Annotated in this window: 12 protein-coding genes; 6 read left to right on the top strand and 6 right to left on the bottom strand. The window is 43.4% G+C overall.

Annotated features, from left to right (window positions below; genetic code table 11):
* Nucleotide 1: 1 nt before the first annotated feature.
* A complete protein-coding gene (locus tag LC454_RS22800) occupies nt 2–1459 on the bottom strand; it encodes an alginate export family protein (protein ID WP_223584751.1) in 1458 nt (485 codons plus the stop codon).
* Nucleotides 1431–2066, bottom strand: a complete 636-nt coding sequence (locus LC454_RS22795; protein WP_223584750.1) for a hydrolase — start codon at nt 2064–2066, stop codon at nt 1431–1433. Before LC454_RS22795 ends, LC454_RS22800 begins: the two co-directional genes overlap by 29 nt.
* Before the next feature lie 554 nt (nt 2067–2620).
* Here LC454_RS22795 and LC454_RS22790 point away from each other — a divergent pair.
* Complete coding sequence (locus LC454_RS22790; protein ID WP_223584749.1) at nt 2621–5875, top strand: SusC/RagA family TonB-linked outer membrane protein; 3255 nt, start codon at nt 2621–2623, stop codon at nt 5873–5875.
* Between the two features lie 10 nt (nt 5876–5885).
* The gene (locus tag LC454_RS22785; RefSeq protein ID WP_223584748.1) at nt 5886–7646 is read left to right on the top strand and encodes a RagB/SusD family nutrient uptake outer membrane protein; all 1761 of its coding nucleotides are present in this window, start codon (nt 5886–5888) and stop codon (nt 7644–7646) included.
* 141 nt (nt 7647–7787) lie between these two features.
* Here the strand turns inward: LC454_RS22785 and LC454_RS22780 are convergent, their stop codons facing one another.
* Nucleotides 7788–9197 (bottom strand): alpha-L-fucosidase, encoded by a 1410-nt coding sequence (locus tag LC454_RS22780; RefSeq protein ID WP_223584747.1) that lies wholly within the window; start codon nt 9195–9197, stop codon nt 7788–7790.
* A gap of 130 nt (nt 9198–9327) precedes the next feature.
* Here LC454_RS22780 and LC454_RS22775 point away from each other — a divergent pair, with 130 nt between their 5' ends.
* Genes LC454_RS22775 through LC454_RS22760 form a run of 4 tightly spaced genes read left to right on the top strand, consistent with a single transcriptional unit; the run spans nt 9328 to nt 12868 of the window.
* Nucleotides 9328–10746 (top strand): sensor histidine kinase, encoded by a 1419-nt coding sequence (locus LC454_RS22775; RefSeq protein ID WP_223584746.1) that lies wholly within the window; start codon nt 9328–9330, stop codon nt 10744–10746.
* The gene (locus LC454_RS22770; protein ID WP_223584745.1) at nt 10715–11425 is read left to right on the top strand and encodes a response regulator transcription factor; all 711 of its coding nucleotides are present in this window, start codon (nt 10715–10717) and stop codon (nt 11423–11425) included. The genes LC454_RS22775 and LC454_RS22770 overlap by 32 nt, the downstream gene beginning before the upstream one ends.
* A gap of 15 nt (nt 11426–11440) precedes the next feature.
* Nucleotides 11441–12025, top strand: coding sequence for a Crp/Fnr family transcriptional regulator (locus tag LC454_RS22765; RefSeq protein WP_223584744.1), 585 nt, complete (start codon nt 11441–11443; stop codon nt 12023–12025).
* Between the two features lie 27 nt (nt 12026–12052).
* The gene (locus LC454_RS22760) at nt 12053–12868 is read left to right on the top strand and encodes a helix-turn-helix domain-containing protein (RefSeq protein ID WP_223584743.1); all 816 of its coding nucleotides are present in this window, start codon (nt 12053–12055) and stop codon (nt 12866–12868) included.
* Here LC454_RS22760 and LC454_RS22755 read toward each other — a convergent pair whose 3' ends face one another.
* The 3 genes from LC454_RS22755 to LC454_RS22745 all read right to left on the bottom strand — a co-directional run bounded on the left by LC454_RS22755 (nt 12869) and on the right by LC454_RS22745 (nt 17763).
* Nucleotides 12869–13993 (bottom strand): MBL fold metallo-hydrolase, encoded by a 1125-nt coding sequence (locus tag LC454_RS22755; RefSeq protein WP_223584742.1) that lies wholly within the window; start codon nt 13991–13993, stop codon nt 12869–12871. It abuts the gene before it with no gap.
* 326 nt (nt 13994–14319) lie between these two features.
* On the bottom strand, nt 14320–15906 hold the full coding sequence (locus tag LC454_RS22750; RefSeq protein ID WP_223584741.1) for a sulfatase: 1587 nt from the start codon (nt 15904–15906) through the stop codon (nt 14320–14322).
* 24 nt (nt 15907–15930) lie between these two features.
* Nucleotides 15931–17763 carry a hypothetical protein gene (locus tag LC454_RS22745; protein WP_317196279.1) on the bottom strand — a complete coding sequence of 611 codons (1833 nt, stop codon included), beginning with the start codon at nt 17761–17763 and terminating at the stop codon, nt 15931–15933.
* Between the last annotated feature and the right edge of the window lie 117 nt (nt 17764–17880).

The following is a 17880-nucleotide window of genomic DNA, read 5'->3' as shown; positions in this document are numbered from 1 at the left end:
TTTAAAATTTAAAGGCTACTCTACCATTAAAGAAAACCCCGTTTTTTGGGGTGTTAATAATTTCCTCAATGAATGCGCCTGTTTTGAAATATTGTATACCGGTTACCAATGAGAGTTGTTTACTTGCAGCATAGGTGAAGTTTGCCAGATAGGCTGTGCCGATATAACGTTTTCTGGAAGCTGCTCCTGCGAGATTAAAAGATCCACTAGGCCTGTACACACCGTCCTGAAGAGAATGACGCCAATTATAGACAAGGTCGGCTTGAAACTTCAGATTCGAAAGCAGATCGAGTGTAACGTAGGGATGGATATCAATCAGGTTGACCGGGCCTATTTGGGGACTGAAACCAAAATATCCGCCTTTGGGATAAATGGGGTTGAAAGTTTGAAGGTTGCCGTCGCCAGCTTTTTTGTCCCCTGAGATGTAATCGTTGCGCAGATTGATCGAAGGTCTGAGATCGCTCTCTTCAAAGAGGTAACCGATATCGAGTGACGCGGTCCATGCGGAAATCTTACCTTTGCCAAAAGATCCAAACTGGTAGGCGCCTTCGAGGTTGTATATAAATCCGCCGCCATATTTCCAAATTCGGCCCCCTATAGTATGACGGGTTTCCGCTGATGTTCCTTCCTCAAAAATTGAGCGGTCGCGATAGATACCGATGTAATATAAGTCGAAATTTGCCTGCTTCGGAACGGTAATTTTGCCATAGGCACCCCAAAGGTTGATCTGTTTGGATGGGCTATTGTCAAAAATTCCAGGCCTAATGGTGTCGGCCATCATCGCAAAGGCTTCGAGATTGACCTTACCTACATTATAAGCAATTTTAGCCCCTGTAAAATATCGTCTGGCATTTGGCCCCTCACCGACGGAGATCAGCCGGCCCGAACCGTAGTCAAGTTCCTGTCTGCCAATACGGAGCAACAACGAACGGTTATCTTGCTGTAGTATGGTTCCGTCGATAAATAGATTCTGTATATTTAATTGATCTTCATCGATCTGACGGGAACCATTTTTGCGGCCATGTTGCAATGCCGATCGAACCTGTGTGAATAACCGAAGACGTTTGCCAAAATGAATATCTGCATGCAGGCTATAGCGTTGCAATAAAAAATTGTTATGTCCAAGTTGTAAGCGCCCCCAGCCTTCATTGTTGAAATCTACGTATTCAGCCCGTGCCTCACCACCTATAGATAACCAAATCTTGCCGTCTGCTGTCAGCGGACTAAATTTGATCCGCGCATAACCATGGCGGGTAGAATCGGCGAGTATACTGTAATCCTCCTCAAAACGCATTAATTTGTAGCTCTGCGCGAAGAGATTTGGTAATACGCCAAATAGCAACAACGCGAGGGCGATTTGACGAAAATGGTGGACTATAAACTGTTGTCGATGCACGGGTCTGATTTGAGTAGAAATTGTTTGGATGATGTTAGGAATGCTTGACCATATTGTGGGCATAATGAATGCCTAGACCGTAACTACCACCATGCTTTTTCATCAGGTCTGTCACAGCAACATAGGTCTCTTGGCGGGCCCAGTCTCGTTGCAATTCCAATAGATACTGAACCGAGGTCACTGGTTTTACTCCCATATGGATCATGCGCTGCATGGCACGTTCATGTGCTTCATGACTCACATCGCCACAGGCGTCAGCGATGACATAGACTTCGTAATTTTCAGCTAGAGCCGAAAGCGCTGGACCGACAATACAAACACCTGTCCATAGTCCCGCAAGAACTAATTTTTGCTTTCCAGTACCTGTTATCGCGCGGTAGGCAGCTTCATCTTCCCATGTGTTCATGCTCGTCCTGTCAATGTACCCGCTGTTAGCTTGTGGATAATAGGTCTCAATCTCTGGAAATACCGGGCCTGAAAAGCTCTCTTCGGCAACGGTAGTGACAATTGTAGGAACATTAAAGATTTTGGAAGCACCACATATAACTGCTACATTGTTTCTCAATTCCTCCATGGTAATGCTTTTGGTAGCAAAGGCCATTTGACCTTCGAAGTCGATCAATACAAGTGCATGATTGCTTGGAGATAATAGTTCTGCTGATGGTTTCATAAATTATGTGTTTTAAATGTTGTTTTATAAAGTTTAAAGTTCAATTTAGAGGCCTTTTTTGTTATGTTTCTGATTTTTAGTTTTTTGTAGATTTTTTATGTTTTTTAAAATTCACGATATATCGTGAATTTGTTTTTGGGTTTAGCAAAATCTTCTTGAATTGTCTTGTCTGTTCGGCATTATCGTTTATTATCTTAAATAGTTTATTCAAAATTAGGCGAACGGATTTTCCTGGTCATTGAACTAGTTTAAGAAAATAGAGGAAGAGGGAATTTGTAAACAATGGATGCAGCAATGGGAGGAAACTCGATCAATAGTAGCAATTCTTCTCGTATAAATCGTCTGACATTTGTACGGTATAAGGATAGGGAAGCTCTTCGATTACTTATGTGATTTGTATTGTTTATAAGTTAAATTTTTATTAAGTATAAGTGTGCTAAACCTGTTTAGTTTCGGTGTTGGTGGGGATTAATTAAATATTTCTTAATATTAAGGTAAATTATAAGCCAAGAGAAAGCGCCAATTTTGGTGCTGAATTCTAAACCAGGCTAAAAATGCAGAAAACATTACTAATCAGTATGGCATTGGGTCTCTCATATCCCACATGGGCTAATGTAGAGCGTAATTATGTCAAATTGAACAGAGAGACGCAAGCTATTGCAGTTCAGTCTACCGTGAAAGGTGTGGTAAAAGACAAAAACGGCGCAGCTATGCCCGGTGTTACCATCACCAATTTATCCAGTCAAAAAACGACATCTACCGATGCATCGGGAATGTTTAACATCGAAGCTGCCATCGGCCAAAAGCTTAAACTAACCCAGGTGGGGTACCATGAGCAGGTCGTGACTGTCAACACAGCTCAATTACAAATTGTAATGGAGTCCAAAGATACCGAGTTGGAGGAAGTTGTCGTGGTCGGTTACGGAACGCAGAAGAAAGCAAACTTGACCGGAGCAGTGGATCAGGTCGGCTCAGAAGTTTTCGAAGGCCGTGTACTTGCCAATGCGAGCCAAATGCTACAAGGTGTTGTTCCCAACCTAAATATCGTCCCGGCTGATGGTAAACCCAACCGGGCACCGAGTTTCAATATCCGTGGTACCACGTCAATCGGCCAGGGCGGAAGTGCCTTGATTTTGATCGATGGAGTAGAAGGGGATCCAGCTTCACTCAACCCCAACGATATCGAGAATGTCTCGGTACTAAAAGACGCTTCCTCTGCTGCAATCTATGGCGCAAGGGGGACTTTCGGTGTAGTATTGATTACAACTAAGAGAGCGAAGTCGGGAAAATCGTCCATTAACTATTCCGGAAGCGGATCCTTCCAGAAACCAATTGCTAGACCCAAATTCGTAACGGATGGCTACGAGTATGCATCGCATTTCTTTACGGCCTATAATGCCTGGAATAATTATTCCTCTATCCCAAGCAAGCTGAATAAAACACAGATCTTTACAATGGACTGGCTCAACGAGTTCAAACGCCGCAAAGAGCAGGGGATTACGGATGAAATTACAGTCGATGATAAAGGAAATTACGTTTACTATGGTAATGAGGACTATTACGATGTCTTGATCAAGGACAATACCTTTGTACAGGATCATAACCTGTCGGTAAGTGGCAATACCGAAAAGCTGGATTACTACATCTCTGGACGTGCCTATGATTATAATGGGATGTACCGTTTTAATAGTGATAAATACAAGACCTACAATACCAGGGCAAAAGCAGGCTTACAGGTAAATGACTGGTTGCGTATCGCTAATAATATCGATTATAACTACGCGAAATACCGCGACCCTACGACGGGTGGTGAAGGGGGGAATATCTGGCGTAATATTGCGGATGAAGGACATCCATCTTCGCCGATATTCAATCCTGATGGCTCGCTTAGCTTCTCGGCGGCCTATTCTGTGGGTGATTTTATCTATGGAAAAAATAGAACCGAAAGTGAAAATCGGGATCTCCGTAATACCACTTCTTTTGAGACCAAATTTCTTAACAATACCCTGCGGATAAAGGGCGATCTGACTTTTAGAAATCGCGATTTTAACTCGACCCGTGTACGTGTGCCTGTCCCTTATAGCACGCAAGAAGGTAAGATGCTCAAGCTGGAAACAGACATGAACAACAATATTTACCAGGTAGACCAAAACTGGAAATATCTATTTGGAAACCTTTACGGTGAATACGAAAAGACAATAGGTGACCATTATGTTAAAGGTTTGCTGGGGTATAATTACGAACAACGTGTCTATAACTCTTCCTATATTACGAAAACAGGCTTATTGACCGAAAATGTGGATAATATCAACCTGGCTCTCGGGCAAAATACAACCGCTACCGCTGGTTATAATAAGTATAGGAATGTTGGTGTATTTATGCGGGCCAATTATATTTTCAAGGATCGTTATTTATTTGAATTCAATGGGCGATACGATGGTTCTTCCAAATTTCCGACCAACCAACAATGGGCATTTTTCCCTTCTGCTTCTGCGGGCTGGCGCATTTCTGAAGAACCCTTCTTTACGGTAGACAAAAAGATTATTTCTGACCTGAAATTTCGCGCTTCTTATGGTTCACTGGGGAACGGTAATGTGGACCCTTATACCTACATGGATCTCTATGAAATCAAGATCATGGATCGTTTGTTGAATGGACAGAAACCTTCTTATACCTCGGTACCAAAGGTTATTCCCGATAATCTGACTTGGGAGACGGCCCGTACAGCTAATTTTGGATTGGATTTTTCATCCTTAAATGGCAGGCTGACCTTTACAGGTGACCTCTACCAACGTAAGACCTTGAACATGTATACCTTCAGCGTGGAGTTGCCAGATATATTCGGTGCGCAATCGCCAAAAGGTAATTATGCGGATATGACAACGAAGGGCTATGAATTGAGTGTTGCCTATAAGGACCGCTTCGACTGGAACAATAGTCCATTTAACTGGTCGGTGAAAGCTACTTTGGCAGACTATCGATCGACTATCGATCGCTATGAAAATAAAGCTGGTCTGTTGCAGACTGATCGCTACCAGACCGACCGTTATTATGAAGGACAACGACTCGGCGAAATCTGGGGGTATGTTACGCAGGGACTTTTCCAAAATCAGGCGGAAATTGATGCGGCTCCGACACAAAAGGTCATCAAATCGTCCAATTCTGGAATTATCTATCCAGGTGATGTACGCTTTGCAGATCTCAATGGCGATGGGGTAATCGACTATGGAACGAATACAATCAATAACCATGGTGATAAAACTATTATCGGTAACTACGAGCCTCGTTATATCTATAGCTTCAATATCAATATGGACTGGAAAAATGTCTATTTCTCTACCTTTTTTCAGGGTGTAGGAAAACAAAATTGGTACCCAAGCAATGAATCCATCTTTTGGGGACAGTATAATAGACCATATAACAATTTACCTGAATGGCACCTCAATAATTATTGGACAGAGGATAATCCAAATGGTTATTTCCCTCGGTACGCAGGTTATAATGAGTCTATTAAAGCAACACCGCAGACAAGGTACCTGCAGAATATCGCCTATATCCGGATGAAAAATATCCAGATTGGCTATAATTTCCCAAAATCTGTGACCTCTAAGCTCAAGATCAGCAGTCTGCGAGCCGGATTGTCTGGCGAGAATTTATGGACTTGGTCGCCTCTGTATAAAAAAACAAAAGATCTTGATGTGGGCAATCTCATGAAATCTGACCCGGATGTAAGTGATTCCAATAGTGGCGACGGATTTAACTATCCGGTGATGAAGAGCATTAGTTTTAATTTATCCATTGGATTATAATGTATTAAAAATGAAAAGAATCTTATTTATACCTATAATAGCACTCTTGTTCAGTTCATGTGAATTGAACGAGCTACCGAAAGCATCGGCAACTGAAGAGGATATCTTCGGAACGGAGAATGGACTGAAAAATTACAGTAACTCTTTTTACCGGGATATCACCTCCAGAAGCGATGCTTTTAAAGGGGATGCGATGGCAGATTACGCTGCAGTAAACAGCTTGAATGATTTTATGGTGAAAGGTGCTTATTCTGCCGAAATCAGTACGGGCTGGAGCTGGACAGCCTTACGGAATATCAATCAGATGATCGTCAAATGTACAAGCCCACAATTGAGTGATGCGGTCAAAAACAATTATATTGGTATCGCCCGCTTCTTTAGGGCCTGGTTCTATTACGATAAGGTGGTACGCTTTGGTGATGTGCCTTGGGTAGATCATCCATTGACCGTTGATGAGACAGATATCCTCCATGCGCCAAGGGATTCACGTGAACTGGTGATGAAGCGTATTATGGAAGACTTGGATTTTGCCTATGCAAATATTACAGGAGACGGCGGAGATGGTACCTTAATTAATAAATGGACTGCATTGGGCCTAAAGACTCGTGTGGCCTTATTTGAAGGAACTTTTAGAAAATACCACCAATTAAACTTGGCGACAACACCGGCGGATTTCTTTAAGATGGCCGCTGATGCAGGAAAGATCTTGATGGAAACGGGGCCTTATAGTGTGTATGTGGCCAATGATCTAAAGCTGTCACAGCGTCAATTATTTGTGAGCAACCAGCCTGTGAAGCAGGAAGTCATGTTCGGTCTTGCTTTCAGCAAAGATCAGGCATTGATGAACGATGCCAACTGGTGGTGGACCTCGGCGACCTATGGACCAAGACTGAGCCTGGTAAGACCCTTTATCAATAGCATTTTGAATCTTGATGGAACACCTTATACGGATCGTCCTAATTATCAAACTGAGGAATTTTATGAGGAATGCCAAAACCGTGACTACAGATTGGCACAGCTGATCCGTACACCAGGGTATAAGCGTGGGGGAGAGGCTGCCCCTCCAAATTTTGCAAGTTATACATACACGGGCTATCAACCGATTAAATATACCCTGGATGATCCTTATTATGATAATGGTGCCTATAACATCAACGCAGTACCTTTGATGCGGTATGCTGAAATACTGTTGAACTATGCCGAGGCCAAGCAGGAACTCGGGCAGTTGAATTTAACAGATTGGACTAAAACCATTGGCGCCTTGCGTGCACGAGCAGGAATCACTTCAGGAAATAATAGCTTGCCAACCAAGGTGGACAACTATTTGAAAAATACATTTTTTCCCGATGTAAATGATCCTGTATTATTGGAAATCCGTCGTGAAAGGCAGGTTGAGCTAGCACTGGAGGGCTTCCGTTTCAATGACTTGAAAAGATGGAAAATGGGGTCCTCGATGGCCAACCTTGCTTGGACAGGTATCTATGTGCCAGCATTGGAAAAACTGATGGATTTGGATCACGATGGCAAACCGGATGTGATTTTCTATGATGGTAGTAAATCGGCTTCATCCATTACGGCACCAAGTGGGGTGGCTAAAGTAGCGATTGGCGGAGGTAGCAAAAATTTCCAAACGATGACAACAGATAATCACCTCGAATGGTATAAGGCTGTTCCGAGAAGCTGGGAAGATAAACAATACCTTTATCCAGTACCAGCTACGGCAATTGTTAAAAATCCCAACCTGGCACAAAACCCGGGCTGGACTAAATAATAGCTTGGTTCAATAACATAAAAAGCATCTCAAAAGGAGATGCTTTTTATGTTATTATCGGTTTGAATTGACTGTGCATTAAGTTAATGGTGGTAAACTCAGCATTATTTGACTGTTTTTTTCGATCACTAATGGATCTATTTACCGCCTCTCCTGATAAACACCTACCTCATTCAGGACCACACGCTCTTTTTCGGGTCGGATACTCAAGCGTAATTTTTGCCCCAATACTTCATCAAAGCGAAAGATCTTGATACGCCCCTGTATAACCGGACTTGCCGCAAGGGGAGACCATTTGCCATCTTTCAAATAGCTCAGACTATAGCTGGAAGGATTATCCTTGCCTTCGGTAATGACAATACTGTTGAAATTTTTGCTGCGTTCAAAATCCAGTTCATACCAGATCTCTCCTTTGGTAGACGGATTGGATACCCATGCGCTACCGAAATTGTCATCATTGGCGAAATCCATAATACTCATATCTTCACCCCAACTGCTATTGGAAGGAATCTGCCTAGCGATGTTATGGTCTACAATCGGTGCTTGGTAGCTAGGTAATGTTTTGTAGTTGGGTGTTTTCTTGTAAAGTGCTCCGATGGTTTTTAGCGCATCCAAAGCATTTTGATCCATCAGACCGTCACTGTTGGGTGCGACATTGAGCATAAAGTTGCAATAGGCATCGTTGTAGGGAATGACGAATTTCTCTACGAGTTCCTTCACATCTTTTACCGGCGTCGAAGGAAAAGATGTTTTCCAGAACCAGCTCTGTTGTAGGGGTAAACAGGCCATTGCCGGCAGCTTATTATGTTCTTTGGAGATAAACTGTCCAGCACCCTGTTCGTAAGATTTGATATCCGTGTAAAATAGCGCATCCCCAGGATATTTTGCCGAATTGAGATCCATCAATAGGCACTTGGGTTGTAGGGACTTGACCAGATAATAGATGTCGTCAAATGGAACGTCATCATACGAGATACGTGACCAAGGAGCATCCCAGCCGTCGATTACCAAAGCATCGATCTCACCATATTGTGTTAACAATTCAGTCAGCTGATCTTTGATCAACTGGACGTGGGCTTTGGTGATGGTATGTGGACGTATCCCCTGATGTATGTCCAGGATGGAATAATAGAGCATGACACGCAGACCATTTTTGCGAAAGGCTTCTGTAAATTCCTTGACTACATCGCGGTGCAATGGAGTGTTCATTACATTGTAATCGGTGGTTTTTGTGTTCCAGATCGGAAATCCGCTATGATGTTTTGTCGTTAGACAACCATAGGTCATGTTGGCCGACTTGGCTGCCTTAGCCCATTGGTCGGCATTGAGCTTCGGGGATTTGAAAAGCTCAAGTGGTGCATTTGGATCGGACCAATCCTGCTCCATAAAGGTGGGCATGCCGTAATGAATAAACATGCCGAACCCCAGATTGACAAAATCAAGCTGGCTCTGTTCAAGTACTTTCTTTGAGAAATTTGACTGTGCATATACGATATTGCTCAGTAATAGGTAACATAAGCCGTAAAGTAAGGTCTGTGAAATTTTGGACATAATTTGCTAATTTGTTATCTGGTAAAGATACGATGCAAGAGATTACACTGTGCCTAACGGAAACCTAATGAATGCCTAATAAAAGGTTAATAGCTATTCCGAATAGATAAATAGATGTTATTTTTAACAGATGAACAGCGCCGATAGAAATATATACCCTTGGGCATTTGGTGCCAGCTTCCTACTACTGACTGTACTGATCGGCTTTCTGATATTTAAAACCTATCAGCTCGAAGACAAGAACTACCAGATTGGACAGCTCAATTTGGTCCAGAATGCCTATGGTACAGCCATTATGGATGACAAGATCTTTCCGGGAGGAGATGCCGTATTTCAAACGGAACTGGTGCCTTACCTGAACACCTGGTATAAGAAAGTGACGGATAAGTCGCCCGGTGCAGTACAGTATGGTGAGACCCGAATGGAATTATTTCTCAAAACTATGCGGACGAAACAGTCCTTGGATAGCATCTTTGGGCAAATCGTACAGCAACAAAAGCTCGACCCTGCACTCATTTACTTGTTCCATTTCGATAAGTTGGAACTTTACAATGCTGCGGATAATAGCTGGCAGGTCTTCTATGAAAGTGCCAGTGACGATAGCTCTGGAACCATCAGTGGTTCGCTCAGAAAGACCTCGCTCAACAATCGGGTATTCCAGCTGGCGGTTAGTGATAAGGAGCCCATACCTTATCGGTTTACCTATAGCCTCTATGTCGATTATGAGAACCGAAACTGGCGGATTATTCAGCAAATGGCACCCGTATTTTTGCTTTCCTTGGCCTGTATTGCTGTTATCGTACTGCTGAGTTTTCGAACATACAAAAACTGGGTCAACCAACGTAAGCTGGCCCATCTGAAAACGAGTTTCTTAAACCATATGCGGCATGAATTTAATACCCCTTTGACAACAATCCTGGTCAGTGCACATAGCCTGATCGACAGGGACGCTAATCTGGACAATAAAGAGGTGGTACAATTGGGGCGGATTGTGGAACGACAGGCTAAAAGGCTCCGCGATTATTTTGAGCAGGTAATGGGATCTGTTGCATTACAAGAACAGCAGCCTAAAATCATACAGGCTCCTATAGACTTATTGACAAGGGAGATCCTGGATGAATTGTGTCTTCGTTATCAAGGGGAGGTTGAAATTGGTTATATCCCACTTGAAAAGGATTTGCTCATACGGCTGGACGAAGGGTATTATTTCTCGATACTTGACAATTTGATTTCAAATGCTATCAAATTTAATGACCATCTGCACAAGACGATTCGATTGAGCTGGGAACAGAAAGCTGAGCAGTATTGCCTCAAAGTTGAGGATAATGGACGAGGAATTGACTCCTCGGACAGGAATGCGTTATTTACGGCATTCTATCGTGGGCAGTCTTCGGTTGGCAAGCCAGGACTCGGATTGGGATTATACTATGTGAAATCTTGTTTGGATCGGTTGGGATGGACAATTCGCATCGAAAATAGCCTAAGTGGTGGTACTATTTTTTATATTTACATGGACAATGGGTCTTTCAATAGCAAAAAACAGGATTGATATCCTTTTGATCGAAGACGAACCTGATCTGGGCGAGGTTTTCTCGCGCTATCTCCGTTATAAGGGATTTACCGTGATATGGGAATGTACCGCGAAAGGAGGATTGGAAACCCTTCGGGAATATATCGCCAAATTGGTGATTATCGATGTGCAATTACCAGATGGAAATGGTTTCGATTTGGCCCATGAGATCTTGCGGTTTAGAAACGGGCAGCCGATTTTCTTTTTGACAGCCCTGCAGGAGCGTGCATCGCGTCTAAAGGGACTCTCATTGGGTGCCGTTGACTATATTGCCAAACCCTTCGACATGGATGAAATATTGCTCAAGATTCGCAATTTATTGACCATGGTCTCGGCACCCGAAATAACGTCAGAGCGTACGCTACACATCGGTCAGCTGTCGCTGGATATGGAGCGCCACAGCTTGAGCGATAACCAGGGGAATGCGCAAAAGTTGACCGTTCGAGAAGCGGAATTATTGCGCCATCTGATCCTTAATAAAAACGTATTGGTCAACAAGAAGGATCTCTTATTGTTATTTTGGGGAAATACGGACTTCTTTAATGGTAAAAGCCTGGAGGTTTTTATCTCGCGTATCCGTAAATTGCTCCAGCTCGATAACAAACTCCATATTGAAAGTATCTATGGTGCGGGTTATATTTTACACGAAAATAATTAAGGTTAACGAATTGCTATGCTATACGAAAATATCCTCAAAAATGTATCAAAGTGCATAACCTTGACAGATGAGGAAACTGAACGGTTCACCGATCTGCTGACCATACGGAAGGAACCCAAGAAAACGATGCTTCTGCAGGAGGGGGAAGTCTGCCAGTTTGAAGGATATCTTCAGAAAGGCTGTGTACGTATTTATTATCTTGACGAAAATGGTTTTGAGGTGACTTTGGCCTTTGCGGTCGAAGATTGGTGGATTAGTGATATCGCTTCTTTCCATTATCATACACCATCGAGCCTGTATATGGAAACATTGGAAGAATGTGAATTTTTGATGCTGACTCCTGAAACTAAAGAGAAACTACTGGAGACAATACCGAAATTTGAACGTGTCTTTCGTATGTTGGTACAACGTAGACTTGCGGTATTGCAAAATAGACTGATCCATACCATGGCGAAACCTGCGGCTGAACGCTATCTTGAATTTATCGACTTATATCCCACGATATCACAAAGGGTACCGCAATATTATATCGCATCTTACCTCGGTGTTTCGCCCGAATTTGTCAGTATCATCCGCAAGCGGCTCGCCGCAAAAAAGTAGTTGTCAATCTATCAAAGAAAAGTGATTATGAGTATTGAAGAAAAAGATTTTGGAAAGGCCTTTTTGTATTCTTGTTACGTAGATAAGGCCTTTGGTCATGAACAGTTTATTCCCGAACATGTGGTGATGTTCCAGCTATCCGGGGAAACACATTTTGATCATGAAAAGGGAAAGCTGGTGACAAAGGAAGGGCAGCTATTGGTTGCCCGACGAAATCAATTGGCAAAGGCATTCAAATACCCATCGAAAAATGCGGACTATAAGTCTATCGCAATCTTGCTCCACACCGACCGGCTCAAGAAGTATGCGTTGGATCATCAGCTCTCTTCGGATAAAAAGCAGGCGGCGGACAACAATATTCTCCTTGAAGGCGATGCGTTTATCAAAAGTTATTTTGAGTCGCTGGCGCCTTATGCGGAGGCTTCGGATCGAGTCAGCCCGCAAATGGAGACTATCAAAATATACGAATTGATTACTTTACTATTGGAAAGATATCCCTCGTTAAAAAATTTACTGTTTGATTTCTCCGAACCCTTTAAGATTGACCTGGAGGAATTTATGTTAAAAAATTATAAATATAATGTTCCTTTGGAGAATTTTGCCAAGTTATCCGGTCGTAGTCTAGCGAGTTTTAAACGTGATTTTGAAAAAATATTCCGCACCTCGCCCCGGAAATGGCTACAGGAGAAACGTCTTTCCGAGGCGTACTATCTGATTGAGAATAAGCGGAAAAGACCCATGGACATTTACCTTGATCTTGGTTTTGAAAACCTCTCTCATTTTTACGCTTCCTTTAAAGAGAAATTTGGAATAACACCAGCGACAATTAATTCAATCGCTTAATTAGTTTTTCCACCAGTAGCTGGGGCCATTGTGGGTATCATCCAGATCAACTACTTCACCGATGCGTGGGGTAAGTAGGGGTTGTCGTTGTATGGATGCTTCTTTGGAAATACGCTCCAACGGTTCGTACCAGGCATGGTTGGCAAGGACAAATTTGGAGGAGTGTACGGGTAATAATTTTGCTGCCTGTAAATCTTTTGCAGCTTGCACCACTTGTTCGGGCATCATGTGGATGTATTTCCAACTCAGATCATATTGTCCATTTTCGAGTATGGCCAAATCAAATGGGCCCAGTTTATCGCCGATTTCTTTAAAATGGCTGTCATAACCACTGTCACCACCCAGATACAGTTTCAGGCTCGGCGTCTCCAAGACATAGGAGGCCCAAAGTGTATTGGCTGACCAAATGCTGCGACCTGAAAAGTGTCTTGCAGGTGTGACCGTTACATGAAATCCATTTCCTAGATCCACATGATCCCACCAATCTTTTTCGATAATCTGATCGTTGCGGTAGCCCCAATATTCCAGATGTTCACCCACGCCAAGTCCAACGATTATTTTGCCGACTCGGGGTTGCAGTGTTTTGAGCGTTTTGTAATCCATATGATCGTAATGATCATGGGAAATAAATAGGTAATCGATGGCTGGAAGCGCATCCGCTGTTGTTACATCGGCGCCCGCAAAGGCTTTGCCACTGCCCGGTATAGGCGATATGCTGCCGCTTAGTACCGGATCGACAAGGATAGTTTTTCCGTCTGCACGCAGCAGATAGGAGGAATGCCCCAGCCAAACCAAACCATGGGATCTGGTAAAAAGACTATCCCAATTGACTGGAACCGAAGGTATCTTATGTTTGGGGCTAGTCTCGCCTGATTTTTTGAAGAAATAATCGGAAAGGGCTACCGTCCAGCTTTGTGTCAGCTGTGGCGTTGGACTGCTGTTACGAAATTTTCCATCCTTGAATTGCTTCGATTGTTCGATACGTTTAAGTCTTTCGCCTGAGGGTCTTTTGCCAAATTGGGGATGCATCATATAGCTGGTGATTAATCCGATGAGAACAACAAGCGTTAGGGCTGACCATTTCAAAAATCGGAAGAAGCCTGCGGCTTTGTGCTTTGTTTTCATCTTTACTTGTTTTTACAATACAAAAATAGGTAGCCGAGCCATCTTTTGTTTTTGTGTAAAGCTCAATTTTAATGTTCTGTACGGCTCATGATTCTCCGTATGGGTATACCACGTTGTTCAAGATAAAGTCACTGTAGATCTATTCAGCTGGTTACAGAAGTTGGCTAACTAGAGTTAATAGTTATTTTTGGCTATCCAGTATCTTTATCAGTGTGAATGATGTATCAGTTTAATAAGGTTTAAAAAAAAGCCTTTGCGATTTGATCGCGAAGGCTTTCTATAAAAGTTGATGCCAATTTAAAAAACTATTTTGTTGACCATAAAAGCTATTGATCAACAGATTTGAGCTGATCGGGATAGGGGATCTGTTGTCCCGTAGTTTTGTAGGTCGGCAACTGGGCTTTCCATGTCCGCAGCTGATTGGAAAGTAGTTTGCTGAGCTCGCTGGTTTTCCCTTTCATTTTTGGAACAAGGTTATTCAGTTCACCGATATCATCCTGAAGGTTGTAGAGTTCCAGTTTTCCCTGTTTCATGTCATAAAGCAGCTTATAGTCGCCTTGGCGTACAGCGGAGAAGAAATTGATACCCGGGCCATCGGGAACAGTCCATTTATTGGGGACATTCCAGATAAGAGGGCGACTATTCCAACTTTCGTCGTTCTTTCCCGTTAACAGGCCTGTCAGGTCCTTGCCGTCTGGTTTTTGTTGTACGAGTTGATACTCTTTTACTTTTGCCATTTGGAGGATGGTTGGAAATAGATCTTCGACCATAACCGGTGCCGAGGTGCTGCTCCCGCTATGTCCGCTGGCCTGTTTAATCAGCAGTGGAATACGGATGCCGCCTTCGTAAAGAGAACCTTTACCGGCCTTCAGTGGCAGATTTTGGGTATGGGGATCACCCGAACGTGGCGGGCTGAGACTGAGTCCGCCATTATCGCTCAAAAAGATGATCACTGTATTATCGTACACGCCCTTGTCTTTTAGAAATTGAACAATATCACCCATACTTTTGTCATAGCCTTCCACTAAAGAGGCATAAGCTGCTTCGGTAGAATCCAGACCACGGTCAAGGTATCGCTGTACAAACCGTGGATCGGGCTGAATCGGGACATGGACAGCATAGTTGGAGAAATGAAGGAAAAAGGGATCCTTGCGGCGAATAGGTTCGGCAAGTGCTTTCAATGCTTCCTGCGTCAATGCTTCGGTCAGAAAGGTGGATGAACCATGGTATTCCATCAGGTCAGGCACAGCCTGATAACTGGTTTTGCCTGGAAGATTCCCGTAGTTCTGCTCCCCGTAGTAGTTTTGTGGATGCCCGGCCGAATGGCCCGCTACGTTGACCATAAATCCCAAATTGAGCGGACTGGCACCCGGAGTGCCAGCAGATCCCCAATGGGCTTTACCGATATGGATCGTATAATAGCCGTTGGCCTTGAGAATACTTGGAAATGGTGTAGCATAGACCGTATGGGGAATATTGGGTACGGGGCTCAATCCATTGATATTCCAGTCCGGCGGATTCAGCAACTCATCCTTACTATCTGTGGGTGTATTGGCTTTGGGACTTGTCCAGTTTGTAACCCGGTGATGTGCTGCATTCAAACCTGTGAGAAAGCTCACCCGTGAAGGTGTACACACCGGTGTGGCATAAGCATTGGTAAACTTGACGGCATCTTTGGCCAGTGATTCGATATGCGGCGTGTGAAACTTCTCGTTAATGGCTGTTTTGATCTGATAAAAAGGTTCGGACATGTCCTGCCAACCCAGGTCATCGACAAAGAATACCACAATATTGGGGCGTTCGGTTACTTGCCGTTCTTGTGCACGGCTGACGTTCTGGGCATGGAGCCCTGATCCTATGCTGCTGCATAGTAGCGATAAGATCAGTAATCTATTGTTTTTGAAGGATAACATAGAGACAAATGGTTTGCTACTGATCTAATTTGTTAACTCACTTTTCTTCCCATCAATGGTATTGTTTGAAATTTCACTGTGCGTAACACGTTCGAAGAATACATTTTTTTTGTTCCAATGGAAAGCTGGATAGGCCTTATTTGTCTTGATTCGATTGCTGCGAAAAACAAGACCGTCAACAGACTTCGCATAAAGTATGGGCTTATCAAAGGTCTCAAAGAGATTGTCTTCAATGATAATACCGCTATGAAAATACTTCTGTTGATTTTTAAGATCCGGAATTTCAGGATAGATCGAGATAACAGCATTGGTAAACTGGAACATATTGGTTAGGGCGTTGATAAATGTGTTTTGTCTGATCACAATGTCATGACAGCTGCCCGTTTCATACCAGCCGTTGGCGTCGCCACAGAGCAGGATCGCGGTGCCAGAGGTATGGTCAAAGAGGTTTCTTTCGACAAGTGTTTTTCTCGGCGTGCTGAACAATGCACCACGTGCACGATTGTGACGAATGGTATTGCCACTGAAAAGAACGCGGGGTGTCCAGGTGAGGTTTTCAATACCGATTGCTGTTTTCGCTGGATCGATCGCTGGATCAAGGACCTGTTTAAACGTAATCTTAAATTCGCGGATCGGATCGTCCTCTTTATCTCGCAATATCTGAATGGATTGAATCTGGTTTTTCTGATCCCAAAGTTCCATCGTCCCCGATCGGATAAACTGCACGGTATCGCCAGCATCACCCCAGTCGAATCCGTAGGATTGGTCGTGCATATAACGGCCGACCAGTGTTTTATCATCCAAGCGCTTGGTGATTTTAAGGTAAGTACCATGGATATTAATGGCGTCGTCCATCATATTTTCATATAGCCCATTTTTGGAGACGATGACACCTTTACAGCCTGAAAAATGGGTCGCGTCGGCTTGTGCGGTAAAATAGCGGGGATCTTGATCACCGCGTAGTGCCACTTGAAATCTGTCGAGGCTGATATTTTCGGTGAGCTGCGCCAATAAGCCCATGCCTTCCGCATAATGCACGCTGATATTTTCAAGTCGAATATCTTTTCCTTTATGGACAAAAATACCGGGGCTGGGGCGATGCCCTGCACGCATAGCCACGACGGTGCCCGGAATAAGCTTTGGGTTTTTCCATTGCTCAGCTTGAATAACACCCGGCGAAAGCTCGGTTACTTTTTTTGTTCCTACCTCAATATCACTGGTATTGTAAACAATGCGTTTGGTTTTTTCCTCAAAGGCGATTCCGGATGTTGGGCGCATGGCCCAACCTTCGCCGGTATTGTAAAATACACTGTCTTTGATTGTATAGGTCACCCAGGGAGCTGTTTTGTAAACGATCGTACCATTGATTGTGTCATTCTTCAGGATCTGGACCTGGCAGATCTGCGGACGTTCAAAATCAATGTGGATATTTTTAAGGGTCAGGTTTTTATTTTCGATCAAGGCAATCGGTAACATCCGACCATGGTAAATAAAATCGGAGCCTTGGCCATCGACTGTGAGGCTGTTACAGTTTTCAAATGCGATACCTACTGTCTTGGGATTGTCCTGATCGTGGTTGGAAATATAGTATGTCCTTGACAAAGCTCCCTCGGGATAAAAGTCGTAGCGTCCTTTTTTGAATTTTAAAACAAGGGTTTGTTTTTTATCGGTCTTTCCGAGAATTGTCTGAAGGACTTTATTGATTGCTGCGGAGCTGTTGGTACCGGTATTGGGCAGGATACCATAGTCGGAAAGATAAACGACCTTGGGGACTTGTGAAGCAATGCTGTTCAGGTAAAAGCATGTTGCCAGTAAGGTAATCAGTGTCGATCGGATCCAGCAGGTGGGTAATTTCATATTAATTGATGGTTTATGCGCTATTGTAGCCAATTGGATGAATGCTTGCCGAATATAGGTATTATCACTTAACATGCAAATTTCCATCCTAATATTTCATCAAAAAAAACTAACTTT

The sequence above is a fragment of the Sphingobacterium sp. GVS05A genome (genome assembly GCF_019969845.1).
Taxonomy (GTDB): domain Bacteria; phylum Bacteroidota; class Bacteroidia; order Sphingobacteriales; family Sphingobacteriaceae; genus Sphingobacterium.
Note: the sequence above shows the minus strand (reverse complement) of the source record. Positions and strands in the feature narration are given on the sequence as shown.

Excerpts from the sequence above, each read along its gene's own strand:
- LC454_RS22800 (WP_223584751.1), bottom strand. The coding sequence starts at position 1,459 with ATGCCCACAATATGGTCAAGCATTCCTAACATCATCCAAACAATTTCT.
- LC454_RS22795 (WP_223584750.1), bottom strand. The coding sequence starts at position 2,066 with ATGAAACCATCAGCAGAACTATTATCTCCAAGCAATCATGCACTTGTA.
- LC454_RS22790 (WP_223584749.1), top strand. The coding sequence starts at position 2,621 with ATGCAGAAAACATTACTAATCAGTATGGCATTGGGTCTCTCATATCCC.
- LC454_RS22785 (WP_223584748.1), top strand. The coding sequence starts at position 5,886 with ATGAAAAGAATCTTATTTATACCTATAATAGCACTCTTGTTCAGTTCA.
- LC454_RS22780 (WP_223584747.1), bottom strand. The coding sequence starts at position 9,197 with ATGTCCAAAATTTCACAGACCTTACTTTACGGCTTATGTTACCTATTA.
- LC454_RS22775 (WP_223584746.1), top strand. The coding sequence starts at position 9,328 with ATGAACAGCGCCGATAGAAATATATACCCTTGGGCATTTGGTGCCAGC.
- LC454_RS22770 (WP_223584745.1), top strand. The coding sequence starts at position 10,715 with ATGGGTCTTTCAATAGCAAAAAACAGGATTGATATCCTTTTGATCGAA.
- LC454_RS22765 (WP_223584744.1), top strand. The coding sequence starts at position 11,441 with ATGCTATACGAAAATATCCTCAAAAATGTATCAAAGTGCATAACCTTG.
- LC454_RS22760 (WP_223584743.1), top strand. The coding sequence starts at position 12,053 with ATGAGTATTGAAGAAAAAGATTTTGGAAAGGCCTTTTTGTATTCTTGT.
- LC454_RS22755 (WP_223584742.1), bottom strand. The coding sequence starts at position 13,993 with ATGAAAACAAAGCACAAAGCCGCAGGCTTCTTCCGATTTTTGAAATGG.
- LC454_RS22750 (WP_223584741.1), bottom strand. The coding sequence starts at position 15,906 with ATGTTATCCTTCAAAAACAATAGATTACTGATCTTATCGCTACTATGC.
- LC454_RS22745 (WP_317196279.1), bottom strand. The coding sequence starts at position 17,763 with ATGAAATTACCCACCTGCTGGATCCGATCGACACTGATTACCTTACTG.